Origin of the sequence: Mycobacterium lepromatosis (assembly GCF_000975265.2) — a bacterium.
Taxonomy (GTDB): domain Bacteria; phylum Actinomycetota; class Actinomycetes; order Mycobacteriales; family Mycobacteriaceae; genus Mycobacterium; species Mycobacterium lepromatosis.
This window is the reverse complement of sequence record NZ_CP083405.1, coordinates 3,036,577-3,062,604: the sequence shown is the minus strand read 5'-3', so window position 1 is coordinate 3,062,604 and position 26,028 is coordinate 3,036,577. Positions and strand designations below refer to the sequence as shown.

The window sequence follows — 26,028 nt, the reverse complement described above, 5'->3', positions numbered from 1 at the left end:
ACGCGAAGAGAAAGCCAAAAGTTGCCAGGCATTAGAAGCTTGTCCCGGTGGTCGAGGTATTGATGGCAGCCGCACCTGAATTTGGGTCACTTCGTTCCGACGACGACCACTGGGACATCGTCAGCAGTGTGGGTTACACCGCTCTACTGGTGGCAGGCTGGCGCGCGCTGCACGCGGTAGGACCGCAACCAGTGGTTCGCGACGAATACGCGAAGTATTTCATCACCGCTTCACGAGACCCGTATTTGATGGGTCTGCTGGCCAACCCGGGAACCTCCCTCGATGAGACCGCATTTCCTCGCCTTTACGGCGTGCAAACTCGGTTCTTCGACGACTTCTTCAGCTCCGCTGGTGACACAGGCATACGACAGGCGGTGATCGTCGCTGCCGGGCTAGACTCTCGAGCATATCGTCTCGAATGGCCAAGCGATGCAACGGTTTTCGAAATCGATCTACCGAAAGTCCTCGAATTCAAAGCTCGCGTGCTAGCCGAGCATGGCGCTACACCCAACGCCGACAGGCGCGAGGTAGCAGCCGACCTGCGCACCGATTGGCCCAGACCGTTGAAAGCGGCCGGCTTCGATCCGCAAAGACCCAGCGCCTGGTCGGTCGAGGGGCTGTTGCCCTACTTAACCGACGACGGACAAAGCGCCCTATTGACTCGGATAGGTGAGTTGTGTGCACTGAGCAGCCGAATTGCTGTGGGCGCTTTGGGGTCGCGTTTGGACCGCAAACAACTCGCCGCACTGGAAACGACCCATCCGGGGGTAAATATTTCTGGTGACGTGGACTTTTCCGCTCTCACCTATAAGCCAAAGACTAACCCGGCGCAATGGCTGGCTGCGCACGGATGGGCCGTAGAGCCCGTTCGTAACACGCTGGAGTTGCAGACTAGCTACGGCATGACTCCGCCGGACGTGGATGTGCAGATGGACAGTTTCATGCGCTCCCAATATATAAAGGCAACTCGATGACGAAGTCTCTTAGGAATTCAGGCTGCTCGTGGTCAGGATCAGGGCCGGGGCGGTTCGACTAGGACACCGCGTCGACAGTCTGCCCCCGACAAAACCCGGTTTGCGCATACACCCCTCCGGTGTTTTGACGCGGTCGCGATAACAGACCATAATACTCGACACGTTGGAACCAAAACCACTGGTCCCGTCAGGACACTCCACACTAACCTAGAACATATTTCAGTTTATTTAGCATCGATCAACGCCCCAAGAGCCCGGCATACACACTGCCATTGGTAACGAACTCGGCATCGAGTTTCCGATTTCGCCTTAACCCACTGCGGCGATGTCGCCGCTGTCGGCACGGTCGACGGTTTCGAGGTGCCTTGGGAACGGTCGGTTTCACAGTCAAACAGCTAGAGACCGAGCTCAACTGGATAGCTGAGCACGTCCATAACCATCCCCTGCGGGGGCGATATCGTCACCTCGAACAAGGAGGAGGGCATGAATTCCACCTTTCGCCGAATGAATTGGCCAATATGCTGCGATCGATGGTGTCGCAAGGACAATTGAATTTTACACGCAAGATGCTCGCCGATCATGGTGGCCCGGTCGAAGACAACGATAAGGACAGCTCGCAGCTGTGCGGGTTGGACCGAGGCAATCGCCACCCCCTCAGGTTGAAGTGACGTTGCAGCACCCAAAGATGACAATGGTCGCCAACACGCCCGGCACCCGACCCGACGCGACATGATCAAGCACATTCATGCCTCCAGTCGCAAAGTGGCCGCATTATGCGGCTCCCCCATGCAGACCCGAAAGCAAGCCGACACGGGCGTCGGCATCATCATCACCTAGGAAGGCAAGATGGGTTGAATACGGCGGTGAAGTAGACCCAGTTGTGCTGTGGCCACAAGTCGTCAAGAAGGTCTTGCCCCGATACCGGTGTTGGCGGCATGGTATCAAATAGCGGCCAGCAGATCGCTGCGGCCCTGATCCTGGGGCACCTAAGGCGCGTGGATAGGCTCACAGTGGCTGATGTATGGGAAAGGCCGCGGACCCCAAGCCAGCAAGCGGCATATATTTACATCTGCCACCAGTGGCGACACAGTCCGCAGCCGTTCTTTCACCGACAAACCGGCTCGGATGCTGCGAAATGACTGGACCGAGGCCTGGAAACAACACGCAGTCGCTCGTGTACGCCACTACACAGTACATGGCTTCCGGTATCGCCGTTAAGACCACGCACAATTACCCGAACGAGACCGTCGACGTCGCGTTCAACCCAGTCGGACAATTCACCATGGTGGAGAAGACGGTCACGGTCATCATGCGGTGGGTTCAGGAGTACCTAGAAGCTACGACGAGGGGGTGGACGCACTCAACGTCGCTGCTGCCGCCGTCTAGCAAGGAGTACTACTCGTCGTCTTCACCTTTGCCGGTGAAGATCTCTTTCACCTTATCGACCGCGTGAGTGGCGATGTCAATAGAATTCTGGACGATACCGCTGGCGCCACCTGCGATGTCACCCTTGATGATGTCGCTAGCGTTTGCGACTAGGGCTGAAGCCCTCTCGACGGCATTAGTCGCAACGTCCCTGACCGCGTTGACTGCGTCTTTAGGTTCGAAGGTCATCGGCGTCTCCTTTGGTTGCAGGATCTTCGGTACGACTTTAGACCATGCAACGCATCGGGGTTTCGGTGCGGTCCAGAGCTGACATCAGTCGGTTTACCAGGGTGAGCCAATACTCTTCCGGCATACTCGGCACTGCACCGCAATATTTGAAATATTCGTTTCAGCCCAAAGTAAGGCCATGACAATTCCGAGCAAAGCTCGTCCATAACCCTACTAGCCCCATGACTCCATGGCGTTAACGATCTGCCATGGGGACAACAGGCAAGTACCGACACGAAGAAACTGGTACCAATATACCACGCCAAGCCAGATCAATCGACACTTGTGCAAAGCGTAGCCATCTCGGGATCGGTGAACCGTTGCGCATATCGCCAAGATAGGCCGGTCGTTAGCCGGCAGGCGGGAAAAACCCGGTGTCGATGAACCATCCCGGCTGCCACCCTTGATGGCCCAGACAGAGCATGGGCAGACCGTCAGCTGACTGTGCCGCTGCTTGGGCCTTCGGGCACGGCGCACCAGCTTGCTGGACTCCGTATAACGGGTACGAAATCACCCAGTATCCGGTGTTTGCTGGCGGGAACTGGTTGGGAGGAGGGAAATGACACGCCTCAGCCTGGCCGCTGGGACCTCGTCCAAAAATATATCGTCCCCACCTAAAGCACGGCGCACCTAGCGAAGCATCATAACTCATGCCCGGTACATCACCGTCGTAACGCGGATTAGCCGCCGCATGCGGCGCCGCACTGACCGCGCCACTCGCGATCACAGCGATGGCGAGTAGTTCGTAAATCATGCTCCACCCTTCGCACTAATGCTACCGGACCCCCACCAAGCCGACGATGGCGTGCACCAAGCATATCGAGCACGCTACAAGACCGACTTGGAGAACCGGTTCACCGGCGCAACGATGTCGATAGATGGGAGGTTGGTGCTGTTAACTTGCTTTTCTTATGGAGTCGGACGACGTATCCAAAAACTCACCGGTAACGCTTGCCATTTGCTTTGGTGATCTTGCTCTAACACTTGCCAACCGGGTGTGACAATGGTTTATTGGCACAATAAAATTGTTGTATCGAATTGTATCGATAAGTGGGTCATGCTACGAACCGGGCAATCCACCTAACCGATCCCTCACCTAAATCTCCCGGCTTCAATTTTACTGACCCAGACATCTACACCGAACGGCTGCCGGTGGAAGAACTAGCCGAGATGTGCCTAGCCGATTGGGTGAAACGAGCAGCCAACCGGAAGAGGCAGGGTTTATGACGATGATTGTTCAGAGTGGTGTCCAGGCACAAGGAAGTTTCTATTGTCGCAGCGGCACCTTCTCCAGCCTGGAGAAGACCGCCCTGCCCCGCTTCAGAGAAGGCATGAACAACTAGCAAATCAGCAAGGGCAAGTTAGTTTTTAGTTCTGCTCAACATGAACGCCTCGCAGTACACCCGGTTGGGCAAAATCATCTCGCGCGGTTTCACTCCCTGAGCCGTGGAGCAGCTGAGTGATGACCTGACCGAGTGTGCTTGCCTCATCGTCGCGGTTGCGGCATCTGAGAGTTCTGGCGACTTCGTCGAACATGTGTCTTGCGAATTGTCACGGCAAGCCGCCATCGCCGACTTGCTGAGTGTACCCCAGGAAGACCGCAAGAAACAAGAAAACTGTTCCATCGGTCGAACCAGATGGTTGGTGACCAGGATCCCGAGTTCGCCACGAATGACCCCATGGCCACATCTGTGGAATTGACCATGTACGCCATGCAGATGGCCGCTGATAGGGTCACGCCTCCCGGTCAGGACATTGTGACCAACCTGGTTGAGGGCCAATATCGAGGGCCACAAGCTCTCCAACTCCAAATACGAGTTTGGCTTCTTCGGTCATTCTGCTTGCGGTGGCCGGTAGCGAGACCACCCAAAATTCCATCACGCAGGGTATGATGACCTTACCGACTTCCCCGATCAGGGGGGAATTGTACAAGCAACAGCACCCCCAGCACCACAGCCGATGAAGATCGTCCGGTAGGCCACCCCGATTATGATCTTTCCAGCTTACCACGCTGCAGTACTACGAACTGTCCAGCTTGTCGATCAAGAAGGGCCAGTTGGTGGTTATCATTTTGCCGTTCAACCAACTTCGATGAGGAGATGTTCGACAATCCGTTTGTCTTCAGCATCCTATAATAACCCCCATGTGGGATTCAATGACACCAGCATACATTACTGCATTGTGGCCAACTTAGCACGGATGACCATTGACCGGATGCTCCATGCGATCGCCGAGTACATGCCGAAGCTGTAATCGATCGGCAAACCCGGGCTGCTGCGGTCGGGCTGGCTCAATAGGATTAAGCATTGGCAAGTCTACCAACCATAGCCAAGGTTACGCCAAATGCCCTGTGGCGCATTAGGACATGAATTAAACAGGCAAGCTGATGGCTACTCCTAAAGCCATCCACATACAGTCTGCTGGCGCGCCCTTGCGGTTGGTCGATGTTGGAACACTGTCACCGTGTCGAAACGAAGTTCGGCTAGCGGTCTCGGTGTGTAGCATGTGTGTCCGTTAAGTATAGGTAACGAAATCAGTTTAACGATAGGAGAATTCGATGATTCAGCGGTTGACGACCACGTCAACTGTCGACTGGTTCGGCGGACACTGCAACTACTGCTCCCCTACCGCAAAAGCATTTTCATCCGCTATGCGAACATACAAGTATCTAGCTGGCATTAGCCCGGCGGATATGTGGAGTCGGTGACAATATCAGCCAATACGCTGGCTCGGATTCCGACCGGGCTGTCCTTTGTCGAAGCCACTCCAATGGGCTACGCCGACGTCACCACTTGCGACGTGCTGCACAAGACCAACCCCTTGCCCAGTGGCCGAGTGACGAGCCTTGACATTAGTGGACTCGACCATCTTGGGATCCAGTTTGCCCGGGCAATGATCTCGAGACCATTACGGTCGCTTGCGGCGCTGACAAAGCGGCAGAGGCTAGGAAAGTGGGCACGCATAACTACATCGATTCCACCAGTTACGACGTCGCCGAAGACATGCCCACCTTGGGCGGAGGAGTAGTAATTCTGGGCCCTGCCGGTAATTCTCCATGGCAATGACAGAAACGATCGGCGACTTAACTTCTCTAAGACGAACTCGTCACCATCGGTGTAACAATGTACCCGCTGCCGATCGGTCCCGTGCCGCCACTCAATATGCAATATGCCGCGGTGCAGCGTTACCAGTTATCCCTCCGGAACGGCGCGCGACGTCGAAGAGAACATACATTTGCTGTCGTGTCGGGCGTGGATTGAAGTGTAGTGCGAAACTAAATATAGGCCGGTCTGTGCCCCAAGCGGTAACGGCGTGGTGTAAACTCCGAAGACATCCGACGGTGAGTTGCAAGTTCGAGACGGTGTTACGGGCAGAGCCGCACAACCAGGTCATCGTCTCACCATTGCTATGACACACTCGCGGGTCACGGTAGACTGGACCGATGCCGACCCGGTAATCGCGGAGCTTACGGTCAAGACGAATTCGTTCGAGATACTGCACAGGGTAGGGTCAACAGGCTGTACGAGCCGGAAAAGGCTCTAGTTCAGACAAACGCGCTGAGGTCACTGAACGCCGGCCGCTTTCCCCAGATCCTCTTTGTTGCTGACACCAGCAACAAGAGTGTAATGATCGGCAACAGCCACCGTCTCACCTGAAGATTGCATGCGCGGGAGCACGTAATTGACTTGTGCACAGAAGATCCCAGCGACTCATAGCGAATGTTCCCCCAGTCCACGGCTAGCCAATCCGACCGTAGCATCAAGCCCGATTTGTTATTACTGAGCCCAATACAGTTAGCACCGGAAGTGGCGGTGTGCTTTGCCGCCGTTCGAATCGATGTTCAGGCTTCAGGTTATGTCGGGTCGTCTGGCGCTTGATCGCGATAACTGCCGGAAATGTGCTCAAGAGTTTTCGTTATGTATTATAGTGGCTGACTATTTGGATCCAGTTTGGGATCATCAGTAACGCTCTAAACTGTTCCAGCAGTGCAGTGGGTTCTGTTCCCGGTTCAGCGGAGGCGAGGCTGATCGGCGGCTGCACCTTTGACACGGGTTGCTATGTTGCTATCACCGGCCGACGCCACCGCCTTGACGGGCGCTGGTATGGTCAGGCGCAGCAGTTTCTGCAATCTGTAGCAGCGACTTACGCATCGCATGCTTGAATTCAGCGGAATTCACGTCCGAAGCCAACTGGAGGACCATTGCTAAATGACAACAAAGCTACGAAAATAACCGCTGCGGCGGCCCAAGCGGTAACAACCCCAGCGTAGGACAACCGCTGAGACCGTGCCGGCAGATGGATTCGCTGATGAATGCCACCAGCCGCTCCGCTCGTCGGTGAACTCGATGTTCTGAGCCGCCGCCAGAGCGGCACCTCGTGCGATCATCACCTACGCCAGGGTCTACGCAAAACGACATTGGCAAAGCTTTTTCGAGTTGCCATGACAATCCATCGATGTCGGTGTGTGCGCCGACGACGAACACGCCGGCCGGGCACCAGCTTATTACGATCGAACATTCCAGCCAGCTACGAAGTCAACCCGTCGAAACCGCCACACACCTGCTTGATTGCCGTTCGGCTCTTGCCAGCAGAGGTGTCAAAACCATGACGACGGTCTCCCAGTCATGCTCAAGCAGGCACACCGCGGTCTGCGCGTAGCCGATGACGGGTGCCACAGCTCGCGCTAGGGTCTCAACAGACTCAAGAAAGCACACCGGCACAACGTTGTCGACACCCGCATCTGTCAATAACTCCAACAGCTAGAGCGGCTTGCGCTGAGGCTTCGCCGCTCGAGGTCACTCCGATGACCTGCAGACGTTAGCTATCCGCAGCCGCCATGGCGTTTACCCGCCAAACCTCGCCTGCAACCTGCTTGGCGATGTTCACCGTGCACACACACACACCGCGGCCCCGCACAGTTCAAACTCATGGCTGTCCAGGATGGTGCCGTCTGCGCAGTGTACCTCAGCGAGGACCCACCCTACCCCTACGGTGGTCGGGGTCATCAGTATAGCCCTAGTACCGAATCCAAAATTTGTACCTCAATCTTGCCCGGCTTCCAACGCCCCCCGGCCGCACCCCCGCCCACCTTACAGCCTGCTGGTGCGGTGGTTCGTGAAAGCTGGATCGAAGCGAGATTAGCATGATGTCCATCCGGCTTGCTCCGTGGGCACCTAAGCGTTCGATGCAAGTGGGGCCGCATCAAGCAAGAATGCTCTGGCAGGAATGGGTTACTTGCACCAACCAAACAGTTGCGATATACGAGACAGGTAACCGATACAGAACTGAGATCGCTTCGCGTCTTGATCGACATCTGGGCTATTCGCAGGGTAAGTTCTGCGAGAGCACCAGACGACATACAACAAGGGGTATTAGGTTATGATTGACGTGAGCGGGAAGATCCGGGCCTGGGGGCGCTGGCTTTTGATGAGTACAGCTGCGGTCCTGCCGAGCCTAATCGGCCTTGCTGGCGGAGCAGCTACCGCAGGCGCGTTCTCGCGGCCAGGCCTACCAGTCGAGTACCTACAGGTGCCGTCAGAGGCGATGGGGCGCAGCATCAAAGTCCAGTTTCAAAACGGCGGAAGCGGCTCTCCGGCGGTGTATATGCTGGATGGCCTGCGCGCGCAGGATGACTACAACGGCTGGGACATCAACACCTCCGCATTCGAGTGGTACTACCAGTCGGGGCTGTCGGTCGTCATGCCGGTCGGTGGGCAATCCAGCTTCTACAGCGACTGGTACAGCCCAGCATGCGGCAAAGCCGGCTGCACGACCTACAAGTGGGAAACATTCCTGACCAGTGAGCTGCCTCGGTGGCTATCCGCTAATAGGAGTGTCAAAGCCACCGGCAGCGCTGTGGTTGGCCTCTCGATGGCAGGCTCCTCGGCCCTAATACTAGCAGCTTATCACCCCAACCAGTTCATCTACGCCGGCTCGCTGTCAGCGCTGATGGACTCCTCCCAGGGTATAGAGCCCCAGCTGATCGGCTTGGCGATGGGTGATGCCGGTGGCTATCAGGCCGCGGACATGTGGGGACCGCCTAATGACCCGGCCTGGCAGCGAAACGACCCTATGCTGCAGGTTGGGAAGCTGGTCGCCAACAACACCCACCTATGGGTTTACTGCGGTAACGGCACACCTTCAGAGTTGGGTGGAGCCAACGTCCCCGCGGAGTTCCTGGAGAACTTCGTGCACGGTAGCAACCTGAAGTTCCAGGACGCCTACAACAGTGCTGGTGGCCACAACGCCGTGTTCAACCTCAATTCCAACGGAACACACAGCTGGGAGTACTGGGGGGCTCAGCTCAACGCCATGAAGCCCGACCTACAGAGCACCTTAATGGCTGGTCACCGCAGCGGTTAGCCTGCCCTGTCTGGTTGATCGTTGCCACTGGTCACCCGCAATTTTACCCGTGATATCAATCCATTCGGTTGTGTCGTGGGCATGGCGCTAGTTTGTTAAGGTTCCGACACTGGACTGTAGAGACGTAGCACTCCCACGTTCGGATCATTGCTCGCGTTTGCCCGTTACTGTCGGTGTGACTGCGGTATCTAGAAGTCCGTGTGTCAGTCAGACTAGCTCTCCTGCAACGGATCTTGCACAATCCCGGTCACGCTCAACACAGTGCGTGCGGGCATCCGGGCCAGAACAGGTTCCAGAATCCGGAGCGGATGATGATGATGGACAGCAATTAGCGATCGCATTTGCCCAGATAGATGCTGCGCCGTTTGGGCCACCTCGCCCGGAGTGCTTAGGCGTGCTGGCCGCGCTCATTTTAACGCTGATTGCCGGCTTAGCGGAGACGAGACCCAATAGCGGTAACTTGCTGATCGAATTGATCGACATCGCCGCACAACAGTTGGTGGTCGCCGAGCCGGCCGCCACCTTGAAATGGATCGATCACGGCGACATTGAATTGAGGATCCAGATCACCGTCCAGCAGATACTCACCAAAATGCGCGCCGAAGCCAGCACGAAACCATTGACCCAGAGTACATCGCACGGGTCTTCAGGGACCAGATCAACACTACGAAGGCCATCGAATACAGCCGGTCGCGGCTTGAGAAATTCAATCCGTCCAGTGCATCAGCCGCATCACCGGAGCCTTTGGCGTCGTGGTCGTTGATCGCTGTTTTCAACGAAACAATACCGACCCAGATAACGCTCAACTGGGACTTGCCGCATTTGCCAGCGTGCGTCATCCAATTCGATACCGCTCGAAGCGACATCATCCGGGATCACCAAATTGCCGGCTTCTATCAACAAACCTTCTCGTTGACGACTCAGTCGTATTGCTAGGGTTCACCGCTCACCTAATGCACAGCGACCTCTCGTTGAGCTAGTTTACGGCGCCGATCTCGGCACGATATATGAGCGATCTCGCAAGCTTTGCAAAAGAGTAACATTTAAGACATGCTTGACGTGAGAAAACTTTGTAAGCCGTTCGTGAAGTCCGCTGTAGTCGGCGGGATGATTGCGGCGTCTATGGCACTACCCACTGGTGTGGCGAACGCCGTTCCTAAGGGGCCTAACTGGGATGCGATCGCGCAATGCGAGTCCGGTGGAAACTGGCGAGCTAACACCGGAAACGGCTTTTACGGTGGACTGCAATTTAAACCAACCACCTGGGCCCGATACGGCGGTGTCGGCAATCCTGCCGCCGTGTCCAGAGAGCAGCAAATAGCGGTGGCCAACCGGGTTTTGGCTGATCAAGGGCTGGAAGCATGGCCGAAATGCAGCGCCGCCTCTGGCCTGCCGATCGCGCTGTGGTCGCATACCGCACAGGGCGTGAAGCAGATCATCAACGACATAATGCAAATGGGCGATACCGCACTAGCGGCGATCGCTCTCGACGGTCTATGAACGAGCAGGAAACTGTGTTTAAATCAAGCCATGGAAGGTTCGGTGACTGTTCATATGGCAGCACCTGCGGACAAGGTTTGGAATCTAATCGCGGATGTCCGCAACATCGGACGATTCTCCCCGGAGACTTTTGAGGCCGAGTGGCTGGGCGACACGACTGGCCCAGCTCTCAACGCCAAATTCCGTGGTCATGTCCGGCGAAATGAAATCGGACCTGTGTATTGGACGACGTGCAAGGTGACCGCGTGCGAACCCGGCCGTGAGTTCGGCTTCGCAGTCCTGCTGGGCAACAAAGCCGTAAACAATTGGCACTACCGATTGGCGCCATCTGACGATGGCACGGACGTGACCGAGTCATTTCGGCTCAACCCTTCGCCACTGCTCACCGTGTATTGGTTGCTTGGCGGTTTTCTGCGGAAGCGCCGCAACATCCGTGATATGACCAAGACACTGCGGCGCATCAAAGATGTGGTCGAGGTGGGCTGACGGTCCGTCCAACAGCAAGTAGCGTCCGCTGGATTAACCAGCTCGAGGCTCTAGCCCGAAGTTGGTGCGTAACCGTATCGCTACGGCCGTATCTAAGCTTATGCAAAAGCAGCCGTGATGTGTCGGAATCAGACGGACTGGTGCAGAACTGATAGTTCAGAGCAGCCGGGGTGGTTGTGGTTATCGTCACCACCATCTTGGCGTGCACGGAATCCTCCGACGAGCCGCACAACTGACCATCGACGGCAACATTCATGCGACGCGTTCCGCTGCATGCAGCTAAGACCATCTTGTCGAACGATCAATATCCGCGAAAGTGGCAGCCAAGTCGAGGCCGTCGTGCTTTTCAATGACGGCAAGGCCACTCCTCATGGTTCAAGATCCGCAATGTCGACGGGTTCACTGGCAGCTTCTGGGCAGGTGGAGTGGGAGATGCACCCGCCGAGGTTGCCAACAACACGTACACCCTCACCGCTAGTGACTCCGACAGCAACAGCAGCTATCCCAACAAAGCCGTGCCCGCAGAGTTCAAGATCACCCGCTTGAAGCGTTGAACCCGCCACATTCTTGCTGCTGCCCTAACTAAGGGCTGTCAGTATGGGCAATTGGCGCGCCCAACGAAACGACACCCGCCACACTCAAAACCGCTTTTAGAGCGACGATCCCGTTTGTCGACTCACACCCGCACACATGGCAGGTTCAGCTTCCGTAGACAAGATCGACTTCAACGAACACCATCAGCGGCTTGAGCCTTGTAAATCCAAAACCCGCCAGTTGAGCGAAGCACCTCGGCTCATTTGGGGCTAACAAAACCGTACCCAAGCCCGGAGCCCCGGCAATTCTTCAACGGCGATACCGCGCCTGGTGGGTCGAGCCGCGGCCACGATACGTTGGAAAATCTGCTGGTTAACATCAACAGCGAACCGCTGCTTACTTGCGGCGGCGTTTCTTCAACAGTAACCACACCGGCTGAGAGGCAGAACCACCCCAGACAAACAACTCAAGAGCGGCCGGCTAACACGGGCGAACAGACGGGATCGGCTTCCTCCGGACCGTAAACGGTCGGGCTCCCACTGAAGAAAGCTGGTGGATTAGCATTTGTAATCCGGCCGACTGATGGAGGATCTGTACAGCAGCGTTTGCACTGTTTCGCACAATATGGACTCGTCGACGGTTTGCTCGACGGCACGCCATGCAGCGAAATAACCCGTTAGCCCGCTCGGTTATCGATCTGGCCGTCAAGGCGAACCCCGTGCCCTTACTACCACGAACTGCGTCCCCAAGGCCCGTTAGTACAGAGCCACATCAGCTATGTGACCGCCAACCGTTGCGATCTCACATGAACTGCTGCGATCAGAGAACTTCCATGTGATCTCGCTCGACGTAACCTTGCCGGAGCCGTTGTACTGGCTGGAGAACCAACAGCCAAGACAATTTGCTGCATCCGTTGCGAGCACCCTCGTTGCTGGCTGTTGAATCAACTTATTACATCCGCTACTGTAAGATGATATCATTCATGTTCATGCCCAGGGCAGTCACCACATTACGGGATCAGGTCGAGCAGAACGCATTGGCTCTATTGGATCAATTCCCCCACTAACGTGGTGTCGTTAACGTGATCAACCGATATTGTTCGCAGCTTTCGGTAGCGGTGATCAGCGACATTTTGAGGTATCCGATCGCGACCTAGGCCACATTTCTTGAGTTTGGCGAACTAGGCCGCACCCAGTTTGGATGTTGAACTGACATAGCAGCAGTACGAGCAGGCACAACGAGGGGCCGCTGGTTTCAACACCTGGCTCGTCAAACACTTACAGCAATGCGGCCGCGTACCCCAGGCGATGATCTGGTGAGTCACCTGACCCACTAGGACAACAACAAGCCTATCGAAATAATTCTCAACAGAAGCAAACTTCAGGCAATCGCCAGGCTAGTGTTGGCTGTCGGGTTTGAAACCACGGTTAACCTGCTTGGCAGCGGTATTGGTACGTTGCCGGCTACGCCAGAGAATCTGGTGATGCTACGTGCTTAGCCTAAATCGTAGCACAACACGGTTAAAGAGATCCTGCGGCTAGATTCACCGATTCAGATGACCGCTCGGATAGCGCGCAAGGACGTCGACTGGGCGGGTAACACAATCAAGCGCGGCCAGGTGGTGGTGCTTTTTGGCCGCTGCCAACCGGGACCCGTCCGTTTTTCCCGATCCAGATCGGTTCAACAGCACAGCTGGTGGGACTATTCTATGGCTGTAAGAAGCCTTGCGCCTGCAGCCCTTACCGATTCCGATGTCGATCAGTCAGTCATTCACTCTAGCGGTTGGAAAAACAACTGATTCAATTCGACTTCGCTGAACTGGCAGTGTGGATCCCGCTATAACTGGGGATCAATGTTTTTGGCTAGATCCAGGATGGGACTGCAGTGGGTGCACACAGCGAAACCGATCCGCGCATCGGACGTAGAGTAAAATTTTGCAAGCAGTTCGGTGTTAGCCTCATTGAAAGCATTTCGAATCACCCCAGTCCCTGCAGTCAACCAGCAGCCTTAGAAACGCTGATCGATCAACACCACTTCGCCGACGTGTTGTGCCAAGGCCAACACATCAGACACCATGACAGGCTCCAGACCGTCCGGAATTTATACGCCAGCTGCTCGGGGTCCAGGGTCGTGTAGCGCTCCTGCTCTAGAAGACGAATCGCAACCACCATGTCTACCGCAGCATCGCCGATGCATATCTCGCATAAACTGCGAATTATTAAGTGCAGCAATCACGTAATCCCGAGAATCGGGAGGACCGTACTACAACCACCTCGCCGACGGCAGCTAGCCACCTTCTGGATCGACCAGCAGGAATTCAATTTCGCGGCCAATCACCGCGTCACTGCCGGCTACAACAAGCAGCAGCCTCGACCCAGCTCAGCGCATCGCGGCTGCACACGGAAACGAGTACATCTTCCTACTCGAAAAACGCGGCGAGCGCCTAGACCAACCCGTCGCCGACGATGCGTAGTGCTAATAGGTCGATGACAGTGTCGACACCTTACTGTATCCAGTCGGGCAACAGGCCTTCAGCGGCGAACGAGGTAGCTGTCATGGCGGCCATTCTGCATCGCCAACTAACCACTCCATGTCGACGACAGGTATGCGGGTCGTATGGCTGCCGCTACGCCTGGCTGGACAAGGTCAGCTTGCAGGACTGCCTTATATCCAGAGTCCGCAGAACCCGCCCCATGCCGATACACAGCGTAGACGATATAGCCAGGCCAGTTAACAACTCGGCGGAGAAGTGCTTAGCGCACCGGCTCCAAAATTCCTCGTCGTCATGCAACCCCCTAGGACTCGATGGTACCCGGTGGCGAACTCAGCGGCCAACCACTCCCATCCACTGTAACCGAACCAGGTACGCCACTCCATCGCTTGGTCGTACAGCTTCTCATCAACCCCTTCGGCGGTACCTTCTGCATCGCGCAGTGTTGACGCAGACGACGCATTCGTTGTCGTGGGCAATCACCGCTCGTGCCAGTTCGCGTGCGCATCGGCAGCCCGTTCCTCGTGTAGACCTCCTGACTGAACCCGGCTAGTGCGGCCGGATAGGGCAAGTACAAACTCCAACCCCGTCAAGTCGTCATCCGTAACTGCACCGATTCGGCTCATGGCGTGATGATACGCCGCGCATCTCCGCAGAATCGTTTTGCGACTGCTGCCTGTGATCGCCCGAGAGCCATGATCGGCGAATCGTCGTGCCAATCGCGTTGGAGCATAACACGATGCGCTACGCATTGCAGGGCAGTTGCAACTTCACGGCGGCCAGGCCGACCCTGGTAGCTGAGTGAGCGGGCGAGCTTGTCGACAATCCAGGCCAGCAGGCAACGAGCATACGTAGCTAACTGGTGACATCCCTAGACGAGAACAGCCACAGTTGGGCGCCTTCAATACAGCGGATACCCAGTAGTCCGACAACACAGAACATCACAACTGCCATCGCGACCCGATCAGCGCGCTACCGAATGAGGGATCCTTGGCAGGCTTCGACTGGGTCGCTGTTCCGGACGTATTGTGCTTGCCCGTGGACTAGCGCGTTAGCCTCGGAATGTTAACTCGGCGGCCGGGAGACGCATTGCGCCGAGTACAACTCCTCTCCCAGCTGGCCCATGAGCGCCAGTTGCGTTTCCAGGTAGTCGATGTGTTCTTCCTCGTCAGCCACGATTTTCTCCAACAGTACGGCGCTGGTGCTGTCCTGCTTTTCCCGGCACATGATGATGCCGGGCTTGAGCCGGTTCGACACCTCGTATTCGATAGCAAGGTCGGCCTCGAACTGCTCACGCAGCGTCTGACCAACGCGCAACGACCCGATACGCTGGTAGTTCGGCAAGCCGTCCAGAATCAGAATGCGATCGGTAATCGCCTCGGCGTGCCGCATTTCGTCGAAGGACTCCACACGGGTACGTTGTGCTAACTCGGTAAAGCCCCAGTTGTTTTGCATCTTTGAATGCAGAAAATACTGATTGATAGCGGTGAGCTCACTGGTCAGCTGCTCGTTGAGTAATCGCAAGACATCCGGATCACCTTGCATGAACACTCCTAGGTGTGAGTATAGAGATCATGTAGAGCCGCTCAAAGTGGCCTGCGGCACACTCCAAATTTTAGTTTACCGCGACGAATAGCAACACACTATGCCGGTCCTGGTTGGGATATCTAGTGCAGCAGGTACGAGAGTCAACGTAGCGTTTGGTGCACTGTCGACGCATCACGCGCAAGCGAACATCAATCGCAAGTCACATTCTTTAGGCTAGACTGCACTAACCTATTGTAAGTTAGACTCCACTAACATGCGACCTGTTTGCCCGAGGGCGCTGCCCAGGATTCTGATCACACGGGATGCGATGCGCGCAAATCTAATGAGGGATGTCACCCGCGGTCGGGAGATTTGCTGATGTATGTCTGTCTGTGTGCCGGTGCCACCAACCAAACTGTGTGCGACGTCGTCGCACGTGGTGCGACGACGTCCAAGGAGGTCGCAGCCGCCTGCGGGGCGGGCAACGACTGCGGACGCTGTCGACGCACACTGCGGGCGATCATCGCCGCCTCAGCCCGACGTGAAGCCCAATTCGATGTGACTAGCTAAACAACTCAGTTACGTGGCGGTCGGTGGCTACAGCGTTGACCTGAGCGCCCATCAAATCGGCGAAGTGCGCGTTTTACTCGCGCGGTCACTGCCGCGATCTCAGCACAGATCGGTTCGATCTTCGTGCGCTTAACTGCCGTCAAAACTGACATTGGCCTAGCGGCAAGGATTTCAGCACATCAGCTGGCTTCAGGAAGCAGCGCTCCCGGATCGCACCCCTGCCAGACCAACCCCATGAGCAACGCTTCGTGAGCGTCAATCCATACCGAAGGCATCAACAGCCACGCGGCCGCCGAGCCCACCACTGGTCTCTCAACTGTGACGTCTAACCGTTGCCGTACATCCGCATCGACGCAATCAACGCCACAGCGCACCGTTCCTTTGGCCATCACCTAGTCATACCCTTGCCAGTTGTCATTGCTGCCGTTCGTAACGGTGAAGGTCTTAACGTAAGTAATAAAGCCTTACTTGGTCGACATCGGCCAGCCACGGCTATTTTTTATCCGGCCTGACCAGTTCCGCTCGATCTTTGACAGTCACCCACTGCCATTCTGATGACCAACTGCGGCCGGGCCTGCAACAATGTTGGCGATTTTCGCTCTACTTATAGTAGACGATAGAGCCTAAGGAGGATGCGCCACTCACGGGATGTAGCAACAGACCGGCATTAACTAACGAAGTCTACACCATTTCGTCGGAGCGCACTGTGGAGACCACCGCCAGATCGTTTTCTCTCGCTGGAGCACCACAGCATTGTTAAATGTTGCTGGCGTCTTCCTAGTTAGGTCCTCGCTCATCTGAAACGGTGTTTTGAACATATAGCGGCTAGTTGGAACAGTGTCGATATTTCAGTTGGCGCCAAATGTAGTTGTGCTAATAACCATCTAATTTAGCCTATGTTGCAGACCGTTGTCGTCAGCGTCGTCGAAGAAAGCCTTTAGATCGGTGCTCGCCTCTGCTGGGAACAAATCTTCGACGATGCCCGTGCTTTCCGGCGTGTGTCGCGTGTGAAATGAGGGTACGTACGACATAATCCTCGATGCGACTATGTCGATGACCACCTACGTGTGGCCGCGTCACCAACGATTCAGCTCAGTCCCCTGGTCTAGGGGACTGAGCCAGTTTAGCAGAACAATATTTCTTAAAAGCGTTGTACGAATACATGATTCGGTAACAATTGACGTCAGTGAGATAGATTCTGTCATCAGATACACCCCGAGTTGATCGCACTCCTGAGCCAGCCGCTCAAGCGCTGCCGCCGTCTGATCGGCGTAGCATTGCTGGGTCCACAGAGTCACCCCCACCGCCACCAGCACCAACGTTTTTAAACGTCATGAGTTTGAATGGCGAACCGCGCTATATACGGACGTTGATCGAGAGCCCGGGAAGACCGGACCTAACAGCGCATCGGCGACCGCGCCACACTGACGGGCGCACCAAATCATCATCGGGCTCAGCACGCACGCGCAGGGCGATCACCTGCTCTATGGAACGAACTTACCGCCGCCGGCATAGACATGAGGATAATCTCCGGTTTGCCTGCACCCAGACTGCTATGCGACCAGCCGCACCTGATGCTCTGTGCTAATCAATTCACCGATGATCTTGGCAATCTGCTGATAGGATGCACTCGACTGCTCACGGAGGGGAACGCCAGACCAATCCGTCGTCCAGGGCAGGGGACAGCGAACTGGGCAAGTCCGAGCTGGCTGCGCACCGACTCGACAGGCGCGGCGCTCTGCGGGATAAATGTCACGCCTAACCTGCCGTTCACGCATTGCACAGCGGTCGCCAACGATGTCGCGCGGGTGTTAGCCAACTTGACCTACACCCCTGATTTCCGACAGATGTCGAGGTCCTGGTCGCGCAAGCAGTGGCCCTCATCCAACAACAGCAGCGGCAATTGTGCCAGTACCGTTGTCGGTACCCGGCGCTTGCCGGAAAGCGGATGCCTTGGGGGTAGCGCGAGAACAAAATCCTCATGATAGATTGGTATTTCGGCAATCCCGGCAGTTTCAACTGGTAAAATGATCATTGCAGCATCTAATGCCCCCTTACCCAACGCGGTCAGCAAGGCGCTCGGTCTGGTCCTCGACCACCCGAAAGGTTAGCGTCGGCAAGCTGATGGGTGAGTCCAGCCAACATCGTCGGCAGCACATAACACATAAGGCGCCACGGTGGGAATCAGTCCAAGGCGCATGCCACCTTGCAGCGGATCCGATTCGCTGGCGGCTGCTGCGGTGAACGCGTCCATCGCCCCGACCGCGGCCTGGGCACGTGGTAGTAAGGCCTGCCCTGCGCCGTCACGAAAACCCGCCGGGCGGACCGTTCAATTTAGCTGCACACCAAGTACGGTCTCCAGCGCCGCTAACGCCTGCGACACGTCGACTTCCTCACGCCGAGAAAGCTTGCCGCGGCGTTGAAGTGACGCTTCTCCACCACTGCAACAAAAGCGCGAAGCCCAGCAATGGTGAGCTGATAACTCTATATCCTTCATACCGATAAGTTATAGTGTGATATATCACTTTTACTTCAGACCGAGCTCAAGGCAACCTTAGGTGGTGTAAAAATCTGATTTTGAATCAATCCAAGCAAGGATCGGACATGTCATTGCTATCAATTGGCCAGCAGTTCCCCGCCTACCAGCTTACTGCGCTGATCGGCGGCGACTTGTCAAAGGTTGACGCACAACAACCTGGTGACTACTTCACCACCGTCTCCAGTAACAGCCACCCAGGCAAATGGCGCGTAGTGTTCTTCTGGCCGAAGGACTTCACCTTCATCTGTCCGACCGAGATCGCGACGTTCGGCAAGCTGAACGAAGAGTTCGAAGGCCGGGGCGCGCAAATTCTTGGGGTTTCGATCGACAGCGAATTCGTGCACTTCCATTGGCGTGCACAGCACGAGGACCTCAAGCGGCTTCCCTTCCCGATGCTCTCGGACATCAAGCGTGAGCTTTCTGAGGCCACCGGAGCACTCAACGCCGATGGTGTTGCTGACCGTGTGACGTTCATCGTCGATCCCAACAACGATATCCAGTTCGTCTCGGTGACCGCGGGTTCAGTGGGACGCAACGTCGAAGAGGTGCTGCGGGTGCTCGATGCCGTGCAATCCAACCAGTTGTGTGCATGCAACTGGCGCAAGGGCGACCCGACTCTGAACGCCACTGAATTGCTCAAGACGTCAGCCTGACCGGCAGGCCTGATCTCCAACTCGATTGGGGAGGAATAATGGCATAATTGAGCATCGAGAACTTCAAAAACCGGCCTGGGCTCGATCGCCCGCAACACCGTACTGAACGAGGAGCAGCTGTGGGGCATGCTGCTGATTAACTTTGCGGCGATGCGGAATTCGCAAGTTCCTGACTTAGAAGTCAGCACAGAGGCATCCAATTGTCTCTTAAACTAATCATACAACGTGGAGCTGGAAGCGGCCAGCCATCCATTGGGCATGAATAACGGGTTCTACCGTGGCCACGTCTTCCTCGACGGTCAACATAACGGTCTTTGTTCTGGTTTGCGGATGAATATCCATATCCAAGCCGGGCGTCGACACAAGACGATTTTCGAACTGTGGTCCCTTGCAGTGTCGTCAATCAACGGGTGCTCGCACTGTGTTGTAAACCACGAGCAACACGCTGTGTGAAGCGAGTGTCGATCGAAAAGCAGTATTGGAAGCGTTGTAAGTTCGCGCAGCTATCTTTTCCGTTTTAGCACAGTCGATTTGCACCACTGAGACACTGTCCACGATTGGGCTGGTCATAGCGTGGTGAAGGTGCCCACGTGGTTTCCAGTACGTGATCGGGTAGCAGGTCTATACGCTGGGCTTCGTAGGCGCCTTCCTCGCGCCCCGTCACTGGGGCTACCGGGCCAAGACGAACACCGGCTGCGGCTGGTCGGCTGATTTGATCACGCCATCAAATATTTTGGGGGCATCTGGGATGGCGTTAGGGCCGATCTTTCCCTCGGTCACACGTGGCTACGATACCACTGACCACTACTGTATCAATTATATCGATCCCGGGCTCGGTGATGACGCCGACTTCGACTACCTGTTAACCGAAGCGCACCGCTGGGGTCTGCATGCTCTGCTTAACGGCATGTTCAATCACGTCGGCGTGGACTGCGCGGACAGTATCAGTAATACACCCCACAACAACACACCGGCACGCTGGTTCAGAGGGTGCCAGGGTCGTTTCCACACGTTCAACACAAGCTCAAGGGACATTCCGGCCTCGCTACCCTCAATACCACGATAACCACAGAGGTGGCAAGTACATCACCCACGTCATGGTGCACTGATTGCAGCGTGGCGCTGACAGTTGACTACTAGATGCAGCTTAGGCTGTACAGCAAGCATTCTGGATTAGAATGTTACCAAAAGTCCGCGAACTGCATCCGGATGCGTGGTTTTGTGGGCGAGTTCATTCATGGCAATTATGCATCTAGTGGTCCACTCCGCCGGATGCAACTCCATCACACAATACGAGCTGTGGAAAAGAGAACTCTGGAGCAGCCTCAACGATGGCAACTTCCTGGACCAGGTCACTGCAACGAAACAACAAGTTGCTGGCGAGCTTTGCGCTGCTGACCTTCATCGGCAATCACGATGTGAGCCGTATCGCCAGCTAGCTTGAACGTCCTGAACATCTGACTCATGCGCTAGTCATCCTGCTGACTGTCGGGGGTCGTACCCAACGTGTACGCCGGCGGTGAGTTCGGGTTTCGCAGTGTCACGGAAGAGCGCTACGGCGGTGAACAACGCAGTGCATCGGGAGTTTTTCCTCTTCCCCAGTGCAATTAGATGCATTCAACGTACATGTTTGGGCGCTGCACCAGTATCTGATCGGGCTGCGTCGGCGCCACCTGTGGCTGCACTCTGCATCGACTGTAACCCTGCGGCTGGACAACCGAAACTATGTCTATCAACTCCGCAATGGCCGGAAACTGCGGGACGCGGCACTGTACACCCGCGCCGGGCCGGAGATCAACGTCGCCCATAGCTGATGGATCTTGCAACTAGCATAGGTTAGATTGCCCAGGCGAGTACGGGGCGTACGACAGTAAGGATGGGAAGCGATGGCAGCCAAACGGCGGATGCCCAGAGTCCATGACCTGATCCCGCTTATCCAGTTCAAACGGCCCGAGTTCGGAGCGACCAAACGCCGCCTCGAGGCCGCGCTAACCATTCAGGATCTGCGGCGCATCGCCAAACAACGCACCCCAAAGGCCGCGTTCGACTACACTGACGGCGCCGCCGAGGACGAGCTATCCATTAAACGAGCCCAACAAGCCTTCCGCGACATCGAGTTTCACCCGGCTATCTTGCGTGACGTCACGAACGTGTGCGCCGGATGGGATGTGCTCGGGCATCCGGTCATGTTGCCGTTCGGAATCGCGCCAACCGGATTCACTCGGTTGATGCATACCGAGGGTGAGATTGCCGGCGCGCAGGCGGCTGCTGCGGCCGGGATCCCATTTTCGCTATCCACTCTCGCCACCTCTGCGATCGAAGATGTAGTGGCGGCTGTTCCGCAGGGCCGCAAATGGTTTCAGCTGTATATGTGGCGTGATCGTGAGCGCTCGATGGCGTTGGTCGAGCGCGCTGCCAACGCGGGATACGATGCCCTGCTGGTCACGGTCGACGTTCCGGTCTCCGGCGCGCGGTTGCGTGACACCCGCAACGGCATGTCGATCCCGCCGGCGTTGACATTACAAACTGTGTTCGACGCGCTGCCACACCCGCGCTGGTGGATTGACCTGTTGACTACCGAGCCGCTGGCATTCGCATCGTTAGATCGCTGGTCGGGCACCGTTAGCGAGTACTTAAACACCATGTTCGACCCCAGCGTCACTTTTGACGATCTGGCGTGGATTAAAGCCCAATGGCCCGGCAAGTTCGTGGTGAAAGGAATCCAGACGCTCGACGACGCTCGCGCCGTCGTCGAGCGCGGTGCCGACGGTATCGTGTTGTCCAATCACGGTGGGCGCCAACTTGACCGGGCACCGGTCCCCTTCCATCTACTACCGACGGTGGCGCGTGAACTCGGCAAGGACACGGAGATACTGCTGGACACCGGTATCATGTCCGGCGCCGACATCGTGGCCGCAATTGCGCTAGGCGCCCGTTGCACACTGGTCGGGCGAGCCTACCTCTACGGGTTGATGGCCGGCGGTGAAGCGGGCGTCAGGCGCGCGATCGAAATCCTGGACAACGGGGTGATCCGCACAATGCGACTGCTGGGTGTGACCTGCTTGGAAGAACTTTTACCCAGGCATGTTACGCAGCTGCAACAACTAAGACCCATTGAACCGCCAGCATGACGTAACCGACGTGACGCGGGCACCGCAGTGTTTATTACCCCGCATTGAGTCCACCGGCCTTAACCATCGCAGAGCTAACTGGGCTTCGTCTAATTTTAGTCAAAGAACGCATTATACTCTAAGTTAGAGTATAATAAAGTAGGCTATCAGGATCGCCATTTCCATACCAGATGATACGCTGGATCACGTTTCGCTGCGAGCGCGTGTGATCTTCGCATGAGCCGATTGGAGTTCTTTACGCGAGCCGCACAGCGCTACCTGGACAAGTGGGACAGCCAATCGTTTACCAGGTAGATTGACAACGCTTTAGCTTACCTGGGCGATGGGGTCTGATGACAGCAATGACATGGAAGGTTCTGATGGCTGTCGGGCACCAGGTGGTAGACAGCGTGAACGACGAGTGGTGATCTGCCGCGGGTGAGATCTGGCCCGATCTACTGGGCCGATCTCGGTGCGCCCCCAGTAGCAAAACGTGGCAAATGTCGTCCCGGTGGTCGTGATCCAATCCGATCTGTACAAGGCGAGTTGTCTTGCCACTGTGATCGCGTCCTAACGTAAAGCTGCCAGCCATGAATAAGTAAGATATTCTTACTTAAGTTCATAGCGGGACTGCCACGTGATTCGGTCGTTAGCGTTACGGCATTTGTTACGTTGCAAAGAGACCGGTTTAGTCAGAAATATATCTCTGGTATTGATGCACGAAGGTCGACTGTGGACTTCGTCGCGTGTTCTACCCTTGACCTAAATCAATCGTCTTTATCCACTTTCGGCGATTACTACCGAACCCCTGTTCGGGATCATCTTGGTAACGATGGTTGCGTAGCTCGGCCGTCAAGCTCGAACCGCTTTTCAGAAAACCTCCTCCACGCTTTCCAGCTTCCGCTGCCACGTTGCTGGGTTGATATTTTCGTTGGCGTTTTCCATCCCGGTAATTAACGCCATGAATAGCGTGTCGCTGAAACTCAGGCCGCCACACGTTTGCCGCCGCTTCAGCATAGGATCGCAGACAGTCACAGTTATGATCAATTTGCGGGATTTGCAACAGTAGGTAGTTCACCGTATTCAGCGGCTAGTAGTCAATTCATTAGGTCGTCAGCTGCTGAGGACGTGCTGGAAGCCATGGGCCGTAAAACTGCTCAGCCGTGGCGCACAGCAGTCGGTGGGTTCCGCGTGGACAACCAGTTCAAGATGGTCTCCGAGCACAGTGCGTATTCCGATGACATCTACAACGGCAAAGGCTTAAACACCGCTGTGCGGATGCGCATTGGCGGGTAGTAACGTAGCGGGACCGCTCCCTGCTACCGGACTACGACCCGAGGCCACAGCTGCGGAACCTACCTCGGCTCAACAGCTCAGGTGTGCTCGCGAATGAGCACCAGCCTGCTGGACCATCCGGGTGGATCTGGACTGACGTTTGTTCCAGCATTACTGTCGGCGTATGGCATACAACGAAGATCTAGCCAACCAGGATCCGCGAACTGTTTTGTCCGGAACGCGGCGTTAAGGAGAAGCGAATGCTCAGTGGGCTGGCATTCTGGATTAACGGCAATACAATCGGTGGCCGTTAGCGGTCAGGGAGAATTGCTGGTGCGGGTGCTGCCAGAAGATACCGAGCAGCTGCTTGACTGGGTACATGTCATCTCGATGGTTATGGCCGGTCGGGAAGCCCGAGGTTGGTTACACATTGACTCTGACGGCGTGAAGACCAAACACTAACTCCAATCCTGAGTTAGTCTCGAAGCAAACTATGCGAGATCACTCAAACCAAAATAATACCAAATAATACCTTCGGGAAATTCACGTCCACCAGACCGGTACCATATGTGTGTAAACATGGGCATCAGAGTGCTAGAGCACTACGTGGGCAGTGAACAGCACTGGGTACGACGACTGCTGAAGGTCAGTTGGACCACATACGCGGCCGAAGCGGGAATCCGGATCAGCGGCAAGCCAATACCACTGATCCAGCTGCTGATGCTGTGCATGTTTGCCAGCAAGCCTATTGATGCGACGGTGGCGGTGCGCGCCACGCAGGCACTGTTCGAAGCCGGCCTGCGGTGTACGCAGACCGTCCTCGCATCCGGCCAGCCCACCATGATCAGCGCATTTGATCGGGTTCACTACAGTACGTTACGACGAAAGCTGGTCCATCCGACCTAGCGACATCGTGTAGGATGTCCAAGACGAATTACACAATAATCTTCGGGAATCACAATTGTAGCCGCAACGATGTCCTACGGCTAAGTGAAGCGACTCGTCAAGCAGTTCAAAGGGATTAGCAATAATTTAGTGTTGGCATTTACCTAAGCGAAGTCCAGGATGCATGGACATGGGTACGGCCGTATTTCGACGAACGCGCCATAGCTACAACCAAAATATCAGGACTGCCCACCAACCCGGCAAAACTGGGCGCCTTGGCGCCACGCGTCAATTCTTGTCTGATTGCCGATCTCACCAGGTCGACGCTCGACCCCAACATGCGCCAGCACGTGGCCGGATAATCCTTGGCTGCGACCCACAGTAGACTGGGGCTTGGACAACAGATATGGAGCAGCAACCATGGCCAATTCGACCACACTCGTCATTGTTGGCGACGGACTTGCTGGGGCCAAAGCGGTAGACGTTGCAGGACAGCGATTTTGACGGCAGGTCTATTTTCCTCGCCGAGGAGCAGCAGCTCCCTACGAGCGACCTCATACTATCCAAAGAGCATCCGAGGCACTAAGCGGCTTCAGCGTGCAGACGGTCGATTAGTACCGCCAGCACGATGTCAACCTGAGAGTCGGCACACGAGTATTGTCGTTAGACCCCGCCACACACCATCGGACTCCCCGACGAAACCACGATGCAGTACGACAAGCTGCTATTGGCAACCAAATCGGTGTCCCGGCACCCAGCTATACCTGGAGCCGACGCGGCCGGAGTCCACTATCTACGCATCTATGACGACGCTTCCTCGATGAATTCTGCTCTTTTCGAAGGTTATTCGCTCGCCGTACTGGGCACCAAGTAGATTGCGCTGGAAGTGGCCGCCGTCGCTCGGCGGCGCGGGGTCAACGTCACTGTCGTCGAGACAGCCAAACAACCACTGGTGGCTGCGTTCGACGAAACCGTAGGTGAAATGTTCGCTGCCCCCCGCATCGCGATCACGGAGTGAATCTACGCTTACAAAGCAGGTCCAGGAGATCACCAGAGCCGACCGGAACGGATGACAAAGCCATCGGGTTCAAGATGCGCGACGGATCTACGGTTGCCGCAAATGCGGTGCTGGTGGCCGTCGCTGTCGGCACCAAAACCAACATAGAACTCGTCGAACAAGCCGGGGCCATCCATAGATAGCGGTGGCGTGCTCGTCGACGCGTCCGCTACGTACCAGCGATCCTGACGTCTAAGCGATCGGTTATCTCACTTTTACCGAACACCCGATGTTTACCATCCGGATACACACCGGACACTGGGCAAATGCGCTCAACCAACCCGTGGTGGCCGGAATGCCAACGGCTTGATGCTGGAAATCTCTGCGCCGCGGATACTGTGAGCATGTTTCAGGAATGCCTGAATTTGAGCCAGTGGATCAAGACCTTAACCCAAACGGGGAAACCTGATT

The 26,028-nt window shown here is 56.0% G+C and carries 14 protein-coding genes and 13 pseudogenes; 17 read left to right on the top strand and 10 right to left on the bottom strand.

All coding sequences use genetic code 11. The features are described from left to right. Positions 1–62 precede the first annotated feature (62 nt). Together MLPF_RS14470 and MLPF_RS14465 are read left to right on the top strand one after the other, a co-directional pair. On the top strand, positions 63–974 hold the full coding sequence (locus tag MLPF_RS14470; RefSeq protein WP_045843564.1) for a class I SAM-dependent methyltransferase: 912 nt from the start codon (positions 63–65) through the stop codon (positions 972–974). Positions 975–1,233: 259 nt separating this feature from the next. Beyond that, a pseudogene (locus tag MLPF_RS14465) lies at positions 1,234–2,316 on the top strand (nitronate monooxygenase); the annotation flags it as partial. 53 nt (positions 2,317–2,369) lie between these two features. Here the strand turns inward: MLPF_RS14465 and MLPF_RS14460 are convergent. Together MLPF_RS14460 and MLPF_RS14455 are read right to left on the bottom strand one after the other, a co-directional pair. Further along, entirely contained in the window at positions 2,370–2,588 is a 219-nt protein-coding gene (locus MLPF_RS14460) for an Rv1893 family protein (protein ID WP_045843558.1), read from the bottom strand. Between the two features lie 388 nt (positions 2,589–2,976). Continuing rightward, positions 2,977–3,381, bottom strand: coding sequence for a hypothetical protein (locus tag MLPF_RS14455; protein ID WP_045843559.1), 405 nt, complete (start codon positions 3,379–3,381; stop codon positions 2,977–2,979). A 320-nt stretch (positions 3,382–3,701) separates the two neighbouring features. Here MLPF_RS14455 and MLPF_RS14450 point away from each other — a divergent pair. Beyond that, a pseudogene (locus tag MLPF_RS14450) lies at positions 3,702–4,989 on the top strand (cytochrome P450 family protein). A 2,173-nt stretch (positions 4,990–7,162) separates the two neighbouring features. On the opposite strand, the gene MLPF_RS14440 reads toward MLPF_RS14450, so the two are convergent. Next, positions 7,163–7,384 carry a DUF7159 family protein gene (locus MLPF_RS14440; protein WP_082082412.1) on the bottom strand — a complete coding sequence of 74 codons (222 nt, stop codon included), beginning with the start codon at positions 7,382–7,384 and terminating at the stop codon, positions 7,163–7,165. A 622-nt stretch (positions 7,385–8,006) separates the two neighbouring features. On the opposite strand from MLPF_RS14440, the gene ag85B reads away from it, so the two are divergent. The 5 genes from ag85B to MLPF_RS14415 all read left to right on the top strand — a co-directional run bounded on the left by ag85B (position 8,007) and on the right by MLPF_RS14415 (position 11,530). Continuing rightward, on the top strand, positions 8,007–8,990 hold the full coding sequence (ag85B, locus tag MLPF_RS14435) for a diacylglycerol acyltransferase/mycolyltransferase Ag85B (protein ID WP_045843560.1): 984 nt from the start codon (positions 8,007–8,009) through the stop codon (positions 8,988–8,990). Between the two features lie 265 nt (positions 8,991–9,255). Continuing rightward, complete coding sequence (locus MLPF_RS14430) at positions 9,256–9,753, top strand: chorismate mutase family protein (RefSeq protein ID WP_162196960.1); 498 nt, start codon at positions 9,256–9,258, stop codon at positions 9,751–9,753. A gap of 287 nt (positions 9,754–10,040) precedes the next feature. Beyond that, positions 10,041–10,490 carry a resuscitation-promoting factor RpfC gene (gene rpfC, locus MLPF_RS14425; protein ID WP_045843562.1) on the top strand — a complete coding sequence of 150 codons (450 nt, stop codon included), beginning with the start codon at positions 10,041–10,043 and terminating at the stop codon, positions 10,488–10,490. Positions 10,491–10,502: 12 nt separating this feature from the next. Further along, entirely contained in the window at positions 10,503–10,976 is a 474-nt protein-coding gene (locus MLPF_RS14420) for an SRPBCC family protein (RefSeq protein WP_175266471.1), read from the top strand. Positions 10,977–11,356: 380 nt separating this feature from the next. Further along, entirely contained in the window at positions 11,357–11,530 is a 174-nt protein-coding gene (locus MLPF_RS14415) for a lipoprotein LpqH (protein ID WP_420329628.1), read from the top strand. Between the two features lie 2,004 nt (positions 11,531–13,534). Here the strand turns inward: MLPF_RS14415 and MLPF_RS18145 are convergent. The 3 genes and pseudogenes from MLPF_RS18145 to bfr form a co-directional block, all read right to left on the bottom strand. Beyond that, positions 13,535–13,760: pseudogene (locus MLPF_RS18145) on the bottom strand (hypothetical protein); the annotation flags it as partial. A gap of 376 nt (positions 13,761–14,136) precedes the next feature. Further along, positions 14,137–14,627 (bottom strand): annotated as a pseudogene (locus tag MLPF_RS14410) (carboxymuconolactone decarboxylase family protein). A gap of 439 nt (positions 14,628–15,066) precedes the next feature. Continuing rightward, on the bottom strand, positions 15,067–15,546 hold the full coding sequence (bfr, locus tag MLPF_RS14405) for a bacterioferritin (RefSeq protein WP_045843588.1): 480 nt from the start codon (positions 15,544–15,546) through the stop codon (positions 15,067–15,069). Positions 15,547–15,906: 360 nt separating this feature from the next. Here bfr and MLPF_RS14400 point away from each other — a divergent pair, with 360 nt between their 5' ends. Next, a complete protein-coding gene (locus MLPF_RS14400) occupies positions 15,907–16,098 on the top strand; it encodes a (2Fe-2S)-binding protein (protein ID WP_045843565.1) in 192 nt (63 codons plus the stop codon). On the opposite strand, the pseudogene MLPF_RS14395 reads toward MLPF_RS14400, so the two are convergent. The 3 pseudogenes from MLPF_RS14395 to MLPF_RS14385 all read right to left on the bottom strand — a co-directional run. Continuing rightward, positions 16,091–16,388, bottom strand: a pseudogene (locus MLPF_RS14395) (enoyl-CoA hydratase/isomerase family protein); the annotation flags it as partial. The gene MLPF_RS14400 and the pseudogene MLPF_RS14395 sit on opposite strands and share 8 nt — an antisense overlap. Before the next feature lie 558 nt (positions 16,389–16,946). Further along, positions 16,947–17,586 (bottom strand): annotated as a pseudogene (locus MLPF_RS14390) (EthD domain-containing protein). Positions 17,587–17,651: 65 nt separating this feature from the next. Next, positions 17,652–18,567: pseudogene (locus tag MLPF_RS14385) on the bottom strand (hydrogen peroxide-inducible genes activator). A 135-nt stretch (positions 18,568–18,702) separates the two neighbouring features. Between MLPF_RS14385 and MLPF_RS14380 the strand changes: the two are divergent. The 4 genes and pseudogenes from MLPF_RS14380 to MLPF_RS14365 all read left to right on the top strand — a co-directional run bounded on the left by MLPF_RS14380 (position 18,703) and on the right by MLPF_RS14365 (position 22,421). Then, complete coding sequence (locus MLPF_RS14380; RefSeq protein ID WP_045843566.1) at positions 18,703–19,290, top strand: peroxiredoxin; 588 nt, start codon at positions 18,703–18,705, stop codon at positions 19,288–19,290. Between the two features lie 75 nt (positions 19,291–19,365). Then, positions 19,366–19,870: pseudogene (locus MLPF_RS14375) on the top strand (carboxymuconolactone decarboxylase family protein). Between the two features lie 48 nt (positions 19,871–19,918). Continuing rightward, positions 19,919–21,038 (top strand): annotated as a pseudogene (locus tag MLPF_RS14370) (alpha-amylase family glycosyl hydrolase); the annotation flags it as partial. A gap of 138 nt (positions 21,039–21,176) precedes the next feature. Beyond that, positions 21,177–22,421 carry an alpha-hydroxy acid oxidase gene (locus MLPF_RS14365; RefSeq protein WP_045843567.1) on the top strand — a complete coding sequence of 415 codons (1,245 nt, stop codon included), beginning with the start codon at positions 21,177–21,179 and terminating at the stop codon, positions 22,419–22,421. A gap of 849 nt (positions 22,422–23,270) precedes the next feature. Here the strand turns inward: MLPF_RS14365 and MLPF_RS14360 are convergent. After that, the gene (locus tag MLPF_RS14360; protein WP_156147218.1) at positions 23,271–23,435 is read right to left on the bottom strand and encodes a hypothetical protein; all 165 of its coding nucleotides are present in this window, start codon (positions 23,433–23,435) and stop codon (positions 23,271–23,273) included. A 46-nt stretch (positions 23,436–23,481) separates the two neighbouring features. Here MLPF_RS14360 and MLPF_RS14355 point away from each other — a divergent pair. The 4 pseudogenes from MLPF_RS14355 to MLPF_RS16635 all read left to right on the top strand — a co-directional run. Beyond that, positions 23,482–23,832 (top strand): annotated as a pseudogene (locus MLPF_RS14355) (nitroreductase/quinone reductase family protein). A gap of 27 nt (positions 23,833–23,859) precedes the next feature. Beyond that, positions 23,860–24,137 (top strand): annotated as a pseudogene (locus MLPF_RS14350) (TfoX/Sxy family protein). 117 nt (positions 24,138–24,254) lie between these two features. After that, positions 24,255–24,922, top strand: a pseudogene (locus MLPF_RS14345) (endonuclease). A gap of 58 nt (positions 24,923–24,980) precedes the next feature. Continuing rightward, positions 24,981–25,909 (top strand): annotated as a pseudogene (locus MLPF_RS16635) (NAD(P)/FAD-dependent oxidoreductase); the annotation flags it as partial. Positions 25,910–26,028: the final 119 nt, after the last annotated feature.

Excerpts from the sequence above, each read along its gene's own strand:
- rpfC (WP_045843562.1), top strand. The coding sequence starts at position 10,041 with ATGCTTGACGTGAGAAAACTTTGTAAGCCGTTCGTGAAGTCCGCTGTA.
- MLPF_RS14455 (WP_045843559.1), bottom strand. The coding sequence starts at position 3,381 with ATGATTTACGAACTACTCGCCATCGCTGTGATCGCGAGTGGCGCGGTC.
- MLPF_RS14380 (WP_045843566.1), top strand. The coding sequence starts at position 18,703 with ATGTCATTGCTATCAATTGGCCAGCAGTTCCCCGCCTACCAGCTTACT.
- bfr (WP_045843588.1), bottom strand. The coding sequence starts at position 15,546 with ATGCAAGGTGATCCGGATGTCTTGCGATTACTCAACGAGCAGCTGACC.
- ag85B (WP_045843560.1), top strand. The coding sequence starts at position 8,007 with ATGATTGACGTGAGCGGGAAGATCCGGGCCTGGGGGCGCTGGCTTTTG.
- MLPF_RS14470 (WP_045843564.1), top strand. The coding sequence starts at position 63 with ATGGCAGCCGCACCTGAATTTGGGTCACTTCGTTCCGACGACGACCAC.
- MLPF_RS14400 (WP_045843565.1), top strand. The coding sequence starts at position 15,907 with ATGTATGTCTGTCTGTGTGCCGGTGCCACCAACCAAACTGTGTGCGAC.
- MLPF_RS14365 (WP_045843567.1), top strand. The coding sequence starts at position 21,177 with ATGGCAGCCAAACGGCGGATGCCCAGAGTCCATGACCTGATCCCGCTT.
- MLPF_RS14460 (WP_045843558.1), bottom strand. The coding sequence starts at position 2,588 with ATGACCTTCGAACCTAAAGACGCAGTCAACGCGGTCAGGGACGTTGCG.